Source organism: Streptomyces sp. NPDC024687 (assembly GCF_055559055.1).
Genome location: NZ_JBVHLJ010000011.1, coordinates 1 through 13,208 on the forward strand (window position 1 = coordinate 1; position 13,208 = coordinate 13,208).

A 13,208-nucleotide genomic window follows, 5' to 3' on the forward strand; every position below is an offset into this window, starting at 1 on the left:
CCTCCCGCCCCACCCGTCACCCCGCCCAGCCCGCATGCCCCGCGCACACCTGCTACCTCTTCGGCACCGCAATCCCACATTGCAAGAATCGGCCTATATCAAGGCAGTACAGGTGACAACGACCTCTCAGCTAGGTTCTGTCTCTTTGGTCAGCGTCGGGTCCAGATGAGGATGCCTGCTAGGTGGAGTGCGGCCTGGTAGGCGATAGCGAGCTTGTCGGTTCGTGTGGCCAGGCCGCGCCATTGCTTGAGGCGGTTGATGCACCGCTCGACGGCGTTCCGCTGCTTGTATGCCTCGCTGTCGAAGGCGGGTGGACGGCCACCGGAGCGACCTCGCCGCAGGCGGTGGCCGACTTGGTCGGACGGCTGCGGGATGACCGCACGGATGCCCCGGCGCCGCAGGTGGGCGCGGATGGCGCGGGAGGAGTACGCGCGGTCGGCCAGAACGGCCAGGGGCCGGGTCCGGGGCCTGCCCGGGCCGGAGCGGTGCACGCGGATGCGGGACATCACCGTTTCGAAGGTGGGTGCATCACCTGCCTGGCCTGCGGTGACGGTGAAGGCCAGGGGCCGTGCCCGGCCGTCTGCGGCCAGGTGGACCTTGGTGCTCAGCCCGCCGCGCGAGCGTCCGAGCGCGTGATCGACGGGCTCGCCGCGGTGGGCCGCCCCTTTTTGAGTGCTCCCGCAGCGTGCTGGTGGCCCGGCCGACCGTGGAGTCCACGGACACCGTCCAGTCGATGTCGTCGTCGGCGTCCGCCGCTGCCAGGACAGCGGCGAGGATCGTCTCCCAGGTGCCGTCGATGGCCCATCTGATCAGCCGCTTGTGAGCGGTCTGGAAAGGGCCGAGCTCCTCAGGCAGGTCACGCCAGGGCGAGCTGGTGCGGTACTTCCATGCGATGGCCTCGAGCGTGCGGCGATGGTCGGCCCATCTCCGCCCACGGACCGGATCGGCCGGCATCAGCGGCTCGATCCGGTCCCACATCGCATCAGTGATCACTAATCGGACAGACACATCCGATCAACTGACCAACCCAGCAAAGAGACACGCGCTAGGTGAACCGGTCCCTATCATCGATCTTTCGTGATGGCCCACCCGCTCGCGGGTGGGCCGCGAGTTCGTCCCTGGCCGACCCCACGACCGTCACCCGCCCCTGGTTCGGCTGGGGCGACGCCCTCTTCGCCGAGCTGCTCCTCGACCTCACAGGACGCTCGATGGCAGCCCTGCACCCTCGCCTGTCCACCGCCCAACCGCCCTCACGGTAAGGACACTCCCGACCTCCCGGCGCCGGCGGTCGCTACGATCTGCGGCGTGTGCGCAAACATTGTGGTCGCCGAAGACGACGCGAAGCAGGCCGAACTGGTGCGCCGCTACCTGGAGCACGAGGGTCACGCCGTCACGGTCGTCGAGGACGGCCGGACGGCTCTCGAGACGGTCCGGCACCAGGAACCCGACCTGGTCGTCCTCGACGTGATGATGCCCGGGGCCGACGGTCTCGACGTCGTACGGATCCTGCGCGCCGAACGCCGGGAGGTGCCGGTGCTGATGCTGACGGCCCGCAGCACCGAGGACGATCTGCTGCTCGGCCTCGACCTCGGCGCCGACGACTACATGACCAAGCCGTTCAGTCCGCGTGAACTCACCGCCCGGGTAAGGACGTTGCTTCGCCGCAACCGGCGCGGCCCCGACCCGGCTCCGGCGACCGTACCCGCTCCCGCCTCGGCGGAGCCCGAAGCGGCCCCGGACGACGAGGTGTTGACGGTCGGCGCGCTCAGGGTCGATCCCTCGCGGCACGAGGTGTCGGTGGCCGGGACGCCCGTCGAGTGCACGCCCGGTGAGTTCCGTATCCTCGCGGCGATGGCGGCCGAGCCCGGCCGGGTCTTCACCAGGGCACGGCTCCTGGGCGAGTTACACGGCTTCGACAAGTACATCAGCGGCCGGACCGTCGACGTGCACGTCATGAACCTGCGCAAGAAGATCGAGCGCGCCCCACGACGGCCGGCCCGCCTCATCACCGTCTTCGGCGTCGGCTACAAACTCACGGACCCCGCGAAGAACGTGCCCCATGCGTCGTCCTGACAGGGGAGGTGCGGCGGGGGACGCCCGGCTGCCGCTGCGCAAGAGCCTGGCGGGGCGGCTGCTGACCGTGACGGCGCTGGTGGCCTCATGCTCGGTCGCCGCGACCGCCTGGCTGGCCGTGCAGACGACCTCCGTCGCGATCCGCCAGGAGCAGGGGCAGAACCTCAAGTCCGACGCGAAGATCTACGACACCCTCCTCGGCTACGCGGCCACCCACCCCGACTGGGACGGCGTCGACACCACTGTGCGAGATCTGGCCCAGGAGTCCGGGCGCCGGATCGTGCTCACCACGCCGGGCCGACACCCGATCGTGGACTCGGCCGACTCACGCTCAGCGGACGGCGGTTCGTCCGAGGATCTGCTCGCCCAGCAGGCCTCGGCGGTCGTGGATCCACGCTCCGTCGACACCGTGCTGGTGCCCGACGCGGCCAAGGCCGGCGCCGACCGCGTCGATCCACGGGCCGTGGGGCCCTTCCGGCTGCCCGCGAAGGAACACGACGCACTGCGGAAGGCCGCCGTCGGGAGGGTGGAGTGCCTCAGCCAGATGGGTATCGCCGCCGACGTCGTCGAGAGCCCGGGCGGACGGCCCCGCGTCCAGTTCGTGAGCGACGAGACCGAGGGGGGAACCGACCGTGACCTGGAGGCCAAGTGCTTTGCGTCCTACCCGGTCGGTCCCACCGCGACCGAGCGGAAGGCTCTGAGCGCCCTCAACCAACTGGCTGACGCCTGTCTGAAACGACAGGGTCGCACCGCCGTGAAACTGAACCTGGACCTGTCCTGGGACCGGAGTTACGCATACGGGCGCGACGATGCGGTCTCCGGCGCCGAGGACGGCCTCAGCGATCGGGAGGCGAAGGCCCTGGCCGCCAAGAAGGCGGAGGACGCCGCATCGGCCGAACGCAAAGCGGCTTCCGGCGGCGCACTCGACTACACCACAGCCGAGATCCGCGACAGCGCGTACGACCGGGCCGTGGCCAACTGTGTCGAAAGCGCCCGCCGGGAACAGCTCACGGGCTATGTCGCCGAGCCCGCACTCCTGTTCATCGACGGTCCCGGTGCCGCCGGCGTGCCTGGCTTCGACCTCTCCCGCGCCAACACCGCACGCATCGCCGGTGTCACCGCCCTGGTCCTCGCCCTCACCGTCGGCGCCTCGGTGCTCGCCGGAGCCAGGCTCGTACGCCCGTTGCACGCGCTCACCGGCGCCGCCCAGCGCATGCGGGAGGGCCTGGACGCGACGCCGGTGCCCGTGCCCGTCGTCTCCGACAATGAGATCGGACGGTTGACGGCGGCCTTCAACGACATGGCCGCGCACCGGGCCCGCCTGGAGGAGCAGCGCAAGGTGATGGTCAGCGATGTCGCTCATGAGCTGCGAACGCCGCTGAGCAACATCCGGGGCTGGCTGGAGGCGGCCCACGACGGACTGGCCGTGCCGGACCCCGCGTTCGTCTCCTCGCTCCTGGAGGAGGCGGTGCAGCTCCAGCACCTCATCAACGACCTCCAGGACCTGGGCGCGGCCGACGCGGACGCCCTGCGGCTGCACCGGAAGCCGGTACGGATCGACGAGCTGCTCGGCCAGGTCGCCGCCGCGCACCAGGGGTTGGCCGAGACGGCGGGCGTCACCCTCACGGTCCTGACACCGCCGCCGGGCACCCCTCACCCACCACTCCTCGACGCCGACCCCGTACGGCTGCGGCAGACCGTCAGCAACCTGCTCTCCAACGCGGTGCGCCACACCCCGGCCGGCGGCACGGTGACCCTGCGCCGGTACGTCACCGACCCGGGGGACGAGCTCGCCGTGGAGGTGTCCGACACCGGCAGTGGCATTCCGGCGGGCGACCTCCCGTACGTGTTCGACCGTTTCTGGCGGGCGGAGAAGTCCCGCAATCGCAGCACCGGCGGCAGCGGCCTCGGCCTGGCGATCGTCCTCAAGCTCGCCGAGGCCCACGGCGGCACAGTGGAGGTGGCGAGCACGGAGGGAGAGGGGGCCACCTTCACCCTGCGGCTGCCGACAGCCGAGTCACGGAAGCCGGAGGGCCCCGGTCGACCCTGATGGGATGACGACAGCGCTCTGACAGTTTCTTCACAAGTGGTCGTCAGGGTGAAGCCATGCCCGGAACCTGGTGCGGATCGGCAACCAGGAACGACCAAGCCGGGCTGGAACTGGAGTCCTCACATGTCCCGCGGTCTCATCCTGCGCCCGCTGCGTATCGCTGTCCTGACCGGCGTCGCGGCCGGCGCGCTGCTCGTCCCGGCCACTGCGGCCTTCGCCACCGACCCGACTCCGTCGCCGGGCGCGACCGACTCGACCCCTGCCGACAAGGAGGCCCTGGCGAAGAAGAAGGCCGAGGACGCCAAGACGCTCAAAGAGACCGAGGCCCGGAAGGCCGAAGCCCAGAAGAACGGAGGCAAGGACTACCCGCGTGGCGGTGTCGCCGCGGGCGAGGCCCCCGCCAAGGACGACAACACCGCCACGCTCATCGGCTCGGCCACCGGCGCGCTGCTGCTCGCGGGCGCCGGCACCTACGTACTGCGCCGTCGCACCACCGCCCGCCGCGAAGGCTGACCTGGCAGCACTGCCTCTCGTACGAAACGGTGGCGCCGCCCTTCACCAGGCGGCGCCACCGCGCGTTCCGGTGAACCTCCGCACCCTGTTCTGGAGCCCGCGTTGCCCTCTGCACACCGTCCGGCCCTGTCCCGGGCCCGCCTCGCGACCCTCGCCCTGCTGACCCTCGTCAGCGTGCTCACCGGCTGCTCGGCCGGCCCCGACCCGACAGTGCGGGTCGTCCCCTCCGCCTCCGCACCCGGCACCCCGAGGTCCGGGCAGCCCACGGCCTCTGACGCTCCGGCGGCTCCGGCTGCCCCCGCCGAGGTGGCCGTTCCCTCCGTGGGGATCACCAGTTCGCTGATGGAGTTGGGCCTCAACACGGACGGGACGGTCGAGGTCCCGCCGGCCGAGGAGGGGATGACCGCGGGCTGGTACACGGGCGGTGCGGTGCCCGGTGAGATCGGCGCGGCCGTCATCATCGGCCACAACGACACCCGCTTCGGCGAGGCCGTCTTCCACGACCTGAAGAAGATCAAGGAGGGTGCGGACATCACTGTCACCGACAAGACGGGAAAAGCCCTTCACTTCACCGTCACGGCCACGGAGAGCGTCGCCAAGAACGCCTTCCCGACGGAGAAGGTCTACGGGCCGACCCAGGAACGTGCTCTACGGCTCATCACGTGCGACGGCGACTTCGACGCGCAGGGGCACCCTGTCGACAACCTCATCGTGTACGCGACAGCGAGCTGAGGGCGGGCGATGTGCCTGTTGGGCCAGGGTGCGGGCTGTATTTCGTGCTGTGTGAGATATGCGGACGGGGCGGGCTGACCGATGCGGGACGGCAGCGTCGGGAGGCCGTACGGCGGCAGCCGGCCGTGCTGTTCGAGTAGAAGATCAAGCTGCTGGAGGTCGCCCGGCCTCCGAGTGAGCCGGAAGTCGGCCTACCAGTGGCACCAGCTGTGGTGGGACGGCGGGATCGAGGCCCTGGTATCGCGCGGGCCGAGCGGATCACGGTGCCGTCTGTCGCCGCGCTGCCTGGAGAAGCTCGTCGCATATCTGGAGGAAGGGGCCGGCCGTGCACGGCTGGGTGGAGGACCAGGTGTGGACCGCTGGGCGGGTGGCCACGCTGATCGGCCGGGAGTACCACGTCTCCTACAGCGTCTCAGGCGCCACCCGGCTGATGCACCGGCTCGGGTTCTCCCCGCAGGTGCCCGTGCGGCGGGTCGCCGAGCGTGACGAGGAGGCGGTGAAGATGTGGAAGAGGTGACCTGGGCGGAGGTAAAAGGGCCCGGGCGGCCTGCGGGGGCTACATCTGCTTCGAGGACGAAGCAGGTTTCACCCGCCGACCGCCCTGAGGCCGCACCTGGGGGCGACGCGGAAACAGCACTGAACCTGCGCGCTTGGAGCGATCGGATCACGCTGTTGACCAGCGGCGGTGCGCTGGCCGATCAGCAGCGCGAGCAGTTGGCCGCCGGCGGAGTGGGTCTGGACGAGCGGCCGGTCAGTGGTTTCGACGGGCCGGGATCCGAGTTACGGGCGGCGGTGTTCGCCGACGGCGGCGAACTCTCCATCGGCGCACTGCTGGTCAGGACGACTCTCCCCCAGCGCTCGTCGCTGGCCAGTGCGCTCGGAGCGAGCCTGACCGAACCGGACGAGATGCTCAGCGTCGAGGCGATCAAGGTGGACGCTATGTCCCGGACCGGTGTCTCCGGACTGTATGCGGCCGGGGATGCGGCGACTTCGGTCCCGCCGTTCATGGCGGCCGCCACGGCATCGGGTTACCTGGCCGGCGCCGCCGCTGCTGTGCAACTGGCCGCAGGCTACTGAGCTGGCGGACCGTGGCCGCCGCGTCGCGGAGGATGCGTTGATGTGCACGCCGAGTTCGCGCATCGCTTCGACCCGCCGCTCGGGCCGGCTCATCAGCTCGACCCTCTTCTCGGGCAGTGGCGCAGCGGTATCGGAGGTGACAGGCACCGCACACGATGACCACGGCTCGGGATCTGCACTGCGCCGCAGTGCAGATCCCGAGCAGATGGAAGCGGTATTCGCCGAACTCGCCGCAGTACTAGGCGCTGTGGTCGTGGATCTCTTCCGGGGGCGAGCTGTGAGGGCTGCGGCGGGTGTGGGACTCGGTGCCGCAGCTCCGGGCCCCACACAGAGGCGGAGGCTATGCGTCCCCGTTGAGCATGGCGGCGGTCAGCACACTGCCACCGAAGCCCCAGCCGCCGTCGGCGACCTCGTCGATCAACACGACGGTGTTGGGGCGGGCTTCCTCACCGTAGATCTCCGCGTACAGAGCTGTGGTGCGCTCTACGATCTTCTTCTTGTCCTCGGCGGTGATGGTGCCTGCGGGGACCTTGAAATTGGCGAACGGCATGTGCGTTTCTCCTTGAGTTGATCTCTTCCGTAAGGCGGAAGCATGTGTCCGAGATGCGTGGCCACGGGGCCGCTTCTCGACTGTTGTCGGCGTGTCAGAGGCCGGCGTGGGGAATGGCAGTTCGTCGACGCTGATGCGGTGAAAGGATTCCGCGCGGATCCGGACGCAGATGACCGGTACCACCACGCTGCCGTTGCGGGCCGGCGACCCTCACGATGTGCGGCTGCGGCATCGCACCAGGCCGCCGTTGGCTCGCAGGGTCTGGCCATTCACCCAGTGCCCTGCCGGGCTGGTGAGGAAGGCAACCACGTGGGCGATGTCTTCCGGGGTGCCCAGCCGCTCAAGGGGCGGAGCCTTGGCGAGCTGGTCGATCTGCCCGGGCGTCTTGCCCTTGAAGAACAGGTCCGTGGCTGTGGGCCCCGGGGCGACGGCGTTGACGGCGATGTCTCGCCCGCGCAGCTCGCGGGCGAGGATCAACGTGAACGACTCGGTGGCTGCCTTGCTCGCTACGTAAGCACCGGAAGCAGGGACCTGGTGCCGACCACGGAGGTCGAGAACCGCACGAACGAACCGCCCGCGCGTAGTCGCCGGGCGGCCTGCTGGGCGACGACGAAGGCACCGCGGATATCGGTGCGATGCACAGCGTCCAGCACCGCCAAGCCGAGCTCCGCGATGGGTGACAGAGCGAGTCGGCCGCCACAGTTCACCACGACGTCCACGCCGCCGAACTCCTGCTCCGTCCGGTCGAACAGCGCCGTCATCGCCTGCTCGTCCGCCACGTCCGCCTGCGCCGCGATCGCCCGCCCGCCGGGGCCGGTGATCGCCGCTACGGTCTCTTCGGCGGCAGCCGCGTCGTAGGCGTAGTTCACTACGACCACCAGGCCGTCCTGGGCGAGCCTGTGGGCGACCGCCCGGCCGATGCCGCGGATTCCCCGGTAACGACTGCGACCCGTTCGACCGCAGGTGTGGGAGTGGTTCTGGGAGGGCTCGTATCCATGGCCTCTACGATGCGCAGTATCGGTGGGCGGAGCCAGGGGATGTCATCCCCTATGTCAGCGGGCCGCCCGGACGCAGGATGGCAGGCATGGGTTCTGTGAAATATGCCGAGCTGGGCGCGTTCCTGCGCTCGCGGCGTGCACGTATTCGCCCGGCTGACGTGGGATTTCCCCCCGGGCCCCGCCGCCGGGTGCCCGGACTGCGCCGCGATGAAGTCGCCCAGCTCGCCGGAGCATCGGTGGACTACTACAACGAACTTGAACGCGGGGCCGGATCCCAGCCCTCGGAGCAGATGATTGCCGCGCTGGCGAGGGCACTGCGGCTGACGGCTGACGAGCGCGACTACCTCTACCACCTGGCCGACCGCCCGGTGCCCACACACGGTGGACCGGCCTCGCATGTCCACCCTGGCATGCTCGACCTCCTCAGCCGTCTGACATCGACACCCGCGCAGGTCATCACCGACCTGCATGTCACTTTGGTGCAGAATCCGCTGGCGGTGGCGCTGCTCGGGGACCACTCGGGCTTCCGGGGCGCTCGGGCCAGCTTCGTCCACCGATGGTTCGCCGACCCCGACGGCCGTGCGATGTATCCCGAAGCCGACCATGGCCACCAGTCCCGGGCCTTCGTCGCCGATCTTCGAGCAGCCGCCGCGAGACGTGATGCCAGGGACGCCGAAGCCAGCTCGCTGATCAGCTCACTACTCAATGCCTCGCCGGAATTCGCTGCTCTTTGGGCCGACCATGACGTGGCATTCCGGCGTGATGACCGCAAACGCCTCATCCATCCTCTACTTGGCCTGATCGAGGTCAACTGCCTCAACCTGTTCAGTGAGGACGGCCGACAGCGGCTGCTTTGGTTCACCCCTGCAGTCGGCACCGACAGCGCCGATCTTCTCGATCTGCTTGCTGTCCTCGGCACCCAGGAATTCACCGGACCGGCACGCTGACAATCAGCCGCCTTTCGCGTCGGCCCGGGACTGGAGCCGGGTGAGGATCCGCTGCCAGGCACCGTTCCGCTGCCACCGGTGGAACAGGTCGTAAACCCGGTTCCACGGAACACCGGTCCGGACCCGTATGCCGTCGATCAACTGCCGTCGAGGCCAGACGGGCGGCCGCCCCACCTTCGCACCCTTCGGTAACAACGTTCCAGCACCGCCTACTGCTCGTCCGTGAGATCTCCCCGATCCATGAACCGTGATCATCCACAGCTCAAGATCCACTTTCGATACACGGCCTAGGCCGCCTCGCCAGGCGTGTCCCCGCGAGCATGCAGGAGGGCGGGCAGTGTCTCGTCGAGCCAGGCCTCGGACTCGTCCAGTGACCAGCCGAGGTCGTCGGTGCGGACGAAGTAAGTGGCGTTGCAGAGGTGTATCCAGAGCACGTCGGTGGCCCGCGCGGCGTCGACACCCGCGCGGAGCGCGCCCATCGCGGCGAGCCGGCCTGCTGTCAAGGCCAGCCCGCCACGCAGGCTTTGGTGCGCGATCAGCTGGATCTCCCGCACTCTGGGCTTCTGCGGTGCAGCGGCGGCGACCTGCCGCATCAGGCCGGACCACTCCTCGAACTTGACACGGCTGGCATGCACAATGAATACGGTTCCTGGTTTTCTCGCCTGCCACCTCGCCCACACCCGCAAAAACCCCTCTCCGCCCGGGTCGGCCCACACCCTGGTCCTCGTCGCGTACGTCCTCGTCCCGCCCGGCGCCACCGCGAAGACCCGCATCACCGAATTCGCCCGCCACCCCGGCCTCCGCACCACCACCCGCGTGACCCAGGCCCAGCCAGGTTGTCCACCTGGTGCAGGAGTTCGAGACGCGCCAGCCCGTCGGCTTCGAAGTGTCCAGGCCGTGGCCGACCTGACCGGGAACGACGAGGTCGCACACGCCACCCTGGGCTCGGGCAGAAGCCCCGCAGGGACGCTCTCAGGCAGAGAGCAGCAGGACCGCCGGCCGCGAGGCGCGCACCATCCCCACGCGGACGACAGACGGTGGCCCCGGACGGCAAGCGGAAGGTAGCTTCGGCCGCAGCCGGACTGGTCGGCCGGGCGGTGCTCTTATTCTCGACGGTGGCACCACCGCTCTCGCCGTCGCCCGCGCTCTCCCGTGCAGACCTTGCCTGCACCGTGATCACACACAGCCCGACGGTCGCCGCAGCGCTGCTCGACCATCCTCAGGCGGAGCTCTTCCTGCTCGGGGGGCACGTCTTCAAGCACTCGGCGGTCACTTGCGGTGCCGCCGCGGTCGAGGCCGCACAGAACGTCTCCGCCGACCTGTGCCTGCTCGGCGTCACCGGCATGCACCCCAAGGCCGGACTGACCACAGGAGACGCCGAGGAAGCGGCGATGAAACGTGCCCTGTCCGCACGGGGCGCGGACACCTACATCCTCGCCTCCTCCGAGAAGATCGGCACGGCTTCGCGGTCCCGTGTCCTGCCCTGGGAGAAGGTCAGCGGACTGATCACCGATGCCGATCCCCACGACACGGTCGTCGAGCAGCTCAAGGCGCTCGGCGTGGAGGTCTTGGCAGCCAGCTGACAGCCGAACGCGGCATCTCAGGCCGACGGAAACGCACTCGGGGTGCGAACCCGACAGGGAATCGAACAGTCGCCTCTCGCACGGCCTCGCCCTCGCCTCGTGATCAGAACAGCCGTGACCAGGATTTGACCTGCAAAGTCACAGCCTTCTGCAACACGCCTTCAGAGACGAAAAACGACCTCTAATCGAGGCGCCCGGGCGAGTGCCCCGGCCGCTGCCCCGCGCCCTGGATGAGGCACTCGATCAGGTAGTCGCCCGTGCCCTCGTCGATGGTCACGCCGTGGGTCTCACTGCGGAAGCCGGGGAAGCGGCGGTCGAAGGACTCCAGGGCGGTTAGATAGCGCAGCAGCGGGCCGTCGGCTGCGCCGACGGACTCGCCCGGCATCAGGACCGGGATGCCGGGCGGGGTGACCGTCACCATGGCGGCCGCCACCCGGCCGGCCGCCTCCGAGATCCGGACCCGTTCGGTGTCGCCCCGCACCAGCCGCTGGTAACAGTGCTGAGGTGGCGCCACGGGCTGCGGGAGCTGCTGGAAGGCCGTGTCGAGAAGCTCCACCAGGCGCGCCGAGCGCAGTTGCTCGTGCATCTCCTGGCAGAGCCCGCGCAGGGTCAGGCCCGCGTATCGGCGGGGATGCGCGGCGACGGCCTCCGGCAGGACGTGCTCCAGTGGGGCGTCGGCGTCGTAGAGGGCCTTGAAATCTGTCAGGGCGTCCAGCAGGGTGCCCCACTTGCCCTTGGTGATGCCCATGGAAAACAGGATCAGTGTGGTGTAACTGTCGGTCTTCTCCACCACAATCTTCCGGGTTGCCAGATAGGCGGTGAGCACCCGGGCGGGGATGCCCTTCTCGGCCATCTCGCCCGTGGCGTTGATCCCCGGACAGGTCAGGGTGACCTTGACGGGGTCCAACATGCAGTGGCCCTCAGTCAGCCCGGGGAAACCGTGCCAGTCGGCGCCGGGCTCCAGCAGCCAGCAGGACTGCTCGGTGCGCAGCAGTTCCGGCGGAGCTTCCTCGAACGGCAGCCGTTCGCCGGTCACCGGGTCGGTGACGGTGTCCGGCTGCCACACCCCGAAGAACCACGGCGGCCGGTCTCCGGCGCTCTCGATCCGCCGTTGCAGGCGCACCATCTCCTGACGGAAGCGGATCGCCTCGGTCACCGCCTCGTCGATCAGCCACTCGCCCTGCGGGCCGTCCATCATCGCCGTCGCCACGTCGAGCGAGGCGATCATGGGGTAGAGGGGTGAGGTGGTGCCGTGCATCATCAGCGCCTCGTTGAACCGGTCATGCTCCACCGGTGCCCGCGGTGCGGGCCGCACGTGCACCATCGCGCTCTGCGACAGCGCCGCCAGCAGTTTGTGTGTGGACTGGGTGGCGAACACGGTCGGGCGGTCCGGGCCGGGCAAGGTCTCCTCGTCCACCGACATGCCGTACCGGCCTGCGTAGAGCGGGTGGAAACGGGCGTACGCGAACCACGCCTCGTCGAAGTGCAACCGGGGCGTGCTGGCGGCGAACGCGTGAGCGGTGGATACGGCGTCGTAACTGAGGCCGTCGTAGGTGGAGTTGGTGAACACCGCGTACTGCGGGTGCGGGGACACCGCGCCCTCGGTGAGCGGGTGTGCGGCGATCCGGGCCGTCACCGCGTCCGCGGCGATCTCGGCCGGGGGCAGCGGTCCCGCCAGGCCGTAGCCGTTGCGGGTGGGGACGAGGTAGACGGGCCGGGCGCCCGAGACGACCAGGCCCTGCAGCACGGACTTGTGGCAGTTGCGGTCCACCAGCGCGATCTCGTCGCGGGTGACACTGAAATGGCCGACCAGGCGGTTGCACGTGGAGTCGCCGTGCAGCACGAAGTAGGTGAGGTCGGAGCCGAACACACGGGCCGCATTGCGCTCCGCCTCACCGATCGGGCCGGTGTGCTCGAACAGCGAGCCCAGTTCCTCGACCGAGATCGACAGGTCGCTGCGCAGCAGCCGCTCCCCGAAGTAGTCGTGGAAGGCGCGTCCCGCCGGGGACTTGAGGAAGGCGACACCGCCGGAGTGGGCCGGGGTGTGCCAGGAGTATTCGTGGGCGTCGTCGAAGCGGCGCAGTGCCCGGAAGAACGGCGGCAGTACGGATTCTCGGTAGGCGCGGGCGGCGGTGGTGATGCGGCCCGCGATGAAGCCCGGGGTGTCCTCCAGCGGCCAGACGTAGCCCACGACAGACTCGGACACCCACAGCGGCAGGTCACCCAGGCCTTCGCCGGCCATCACCAAGAAGACCGGCAGGTCCCTGAAACGGCGGCCGATCCGGCGCAACACGGCGCTGCCGCCCGGAGTTCCGTCGAGGGTGCAGTCCTGCCGGGCGAGAGAGCGGGCCGGTGCGGCTAGCGCGGCGCCGGGCCCGTCACCGCAGACGCCGGGAAGGTCCCAGGCCACCAGCGCAGCAGCCAGACCAGCCTCGGTGCGCAGTACAGCGTCCGCGTCCTCCGCCGTGACCGCCCACCGGACTTCGAAGCCGCCTGCCTCGATCGCGTCCCGGATCATCCGTAACTGCTGGGGTCCGGCGCCCTCGCCTCGAGGGTGTTCCGGTACCGCGACCAGGATCCTGCTGTCAGCCATGCGCTCTCCCGCCCTCCTCGGCGGCGCCCGGGCCGCCCCACGCCAGTGTCCTAGGGGCACACCGGGCAGAACGGTGGCGGGACGGCAAACCA

Annotated in this window: 10 protein-coding genes and 3 pseudogenes; 8 read left to right on the forward strand and 5 right to left on the reverse strand. The window is 69.6% G+C overall.

Going from position 1 to position 13,208, the window contains the following annotated elements; translation table 11 throughout:
* Nucleotides 1–149 precede the first annotated feature (149 nt).
* Nucleotides 150–978: pseudogene (locus ACZ39I_RS33910) on the reverse strand (IS5 family transposase).
* Nucleotides 979–1,305: 327 nt separating this feature from the next.
* Between ACZ39I_RS33910 and ACZ39I_RS33915 the strand changes: the two are divergent.
* The 6 genes and pseudogenes from ACZ39I_RS33915 to ACZ39I_RS33940 all read left to right on the forward strand — a co-directional run bounded on the left by ACZ39I_RS33915 (nucleotide 1,306) and on the right by ACZ39I_RS33940 (nucleotide 6,445).
* Nucleotides 1,306–2,073, forward strand: a complete 768-nt coding sequence (locus tag ACZ39I_RS33915) for a response regulator transcription factor (protein ID WP_467248761.1) — start codon at nucleotides 1,306–1,308, stop codon at nucleotides 2,071–2,073.
* The gene (locus ACZ39I_RS33920) at nucleotides 2,060–4,123 is read left to right on the forward strand and encodes a sensor histidine kinase (protein WP_467248762.1); all 2,064 of its coding nucleotides are present in this window, start codon (nucleotides 2,060–2,062) and stop codon (nucleotides 4,121–4,123) included. The genes ACZ39I_RS33915 and ACZ39I_RS33920 overlap by 14 nt, the downstream gene beginning before the upstream one ends.
* Nucleotides 4,124–4,246: 123 nt before the next feature.
* Nucleotides 4,247–4,636, forward strand: a complete 390-nt coding sequence (locus tag ACZ39I_RS33925) for a sortase-dependent protein (protein ID WP_352391527.1) — start codon at nucleotides 4,247–4,249, stop codon at nucleotides 4,634–4,636.
* Between the two features lie 102 nt (nucleotides 4,637–4,738).
* On the forward strand, nucleotides 4,739–5,368 hold the full coding sequence (locus ACZ39I_RS33930; protein ID WP_467248763.1) for a class F sortase: 630 nt from the start codon (nucleotides 4,739–4,741) through the stop codon (nucleotides 5,366–5,368).
* Nucleotides 5,369–5,419: 51 nt separating this feature from the next.
* Nucleotides 5,420–5,970, forward strand: a pseudogene (locus ACZ39I_RS33935) (winged helix-turn-helix domain-containing protein); the annotation flags it as partial.
* Nucleotides 5,971–6,040: 70 nt separating this feature from the next.
* A complete protein-coding gene (locus tag ACZ39I_RS33940) occupies nucleotides 6,041–6,445 on the forward strand; it encodes a hypothetical protein (protein WP_467248764.1) in 405 nt (134 codons plus the stop codon).
* 340 nt (nucleotides 6,446–6,785) lie between these two features.
* Here the strand turns inward: ACZ39I_RS33940 and ACZ39I_RS33945 are convergent, their stop codons facing one another.
* Together ACZ39I_RS33945 and ACZ39I_RS33950 are read right to left on the reverse strand one after the other, a co-directional pair.
* Complete coding sequence (locus ACZ39I_RS33945; protein WP_352391525.1) at nucleotides 6,786–6,995, reverse strand: 4-oxalocrotonate tautomerase family protein; 210 nt, start codon at nucleotides 6,993–6,995, stop codon at nucleotides 6,786–6,788.
* 210 nt (nucleotides 6,996–7,205) lie between these two features.
* A pseudogene (locus ACZ39I_RS33950) lies at nucleotides 7,206–7,992 on the reverse strand (SDR family oxidoreductase).
* Nucleotides 7,993–8,070: 78 nt separating this feature from the next.
* Between ACZ39I_RS33950 and ACZ39I_RS33955 the strand changes: the two are divergent.
* Nucleotides 8,071–8,940, forward strand: coding sequence for a helix-turn-helix transcriptional regulator (locus ACZ39I_RS33955; RefSeq protein ID WP_467248765.1), 870 nt, complete (start codon nucleotides 8,071–8,073; stop codon nucleotides 8,938–8,940).
* Nucleotides 8,941–9,227: 287 nt separating this feature from the next.
* Here ACZ39I_RS33955 and ACZ39I_RS33960 read toward each other — a convergent pair whose 3' ends face one another.
* Entirely contained in the window at nucleotides 9,228–9,575 is a 348-nt protein-coding gene (locus ACZ39I_RS33960; protein WP_467248766.1) for a hypothetical protein, read from the reverse strand.
* Between ACZ39I_RS33960 and ACZ39I_RS33965 the strand changes: the two genes are divergently transcribed.
* Nucleotides 9,570–10,523, forward strand: coding sequence for a DeoR/GlpR family DNA-binding transcription regulator (locus ACZ39I_RS33965; protein WP_467248767.1), 954 nt, complete (start codon nucleotides 9,570–9,572; stop codon nucleotides 10,521–10,523). The two genes, ACZ39I_RS33960 and ACZ39I_RS33965, sit on opposite strands and share 6 nt — an antisense overlap.
* A gap of 181 nt (nucleotides 10,524–10,704) precedes the next feature.
* Here the strand turns inward: ACZ39I_RS33965 and ACZ39I_RS33970 are convergent, their stop codons facing one another.
* A complete protein-coding gene (locus tag ACZ39I_RS33970) occupies nucleotides 10,705–13,116 on the reverse strand; it encodes an Orn/Lys/Arg family decarboxylase (protein WP_467248768.1) in 2,412 nt (803 codons plus the stop codon).
* Between the last annotated feature and the right edge of the window lie 92 nt (nucleotides 13,117–13,208).

Excerpts from the sequence above, each read along its gene's own strand:
- ACZ39I_RS33965 (WP_467248767.1), top strand. The coding sequence starts at position 9,570 with ATGCACAATGAATACGGTTCCTGGTTTTCTCGCCTGCCACCTCGCCCA.
- ACZ39I_RS33970 (WP_467248768.1), bottom strand. The coding sequence starts at position 13,116 with ATGGCTGACAGCAGGATCCTGGTCGCGGTACCGGAACACCCTCGAGGC.
- ACZ39I_RS33925 (WP_352391527.1), top strand. The coding sequence starts at position 4,247 with ATGTCCCGCGGTCTCATCCTGCGCCCGCTGCGTATCGCTGTCCTGACC.
- ACZ39I_RS33955 (WP_467248765.1), top strand. The coding sequence starts at position 8,071 with ATGGCAGGCATGGGTTCTGTGAAATATGCCGAGCTGGGCGCGTTCCTG.
- ACZ39I_RS33920 (WP_467248762.1), top strand. The coding sequence starts at position 2,060 with ATGCGTCGTCCTGACAGGGGAGGTGCGGCGGGGGACGCCCGGCTGCCG.
- ACZ39I_RS33945 (WP_352391525.1), bottom strand. The coding sequence starts at position 6,995 with ATGCCGTTCGCCAATTTCAAGGTCCCCGCAGGCACCATCACCGCCGAG.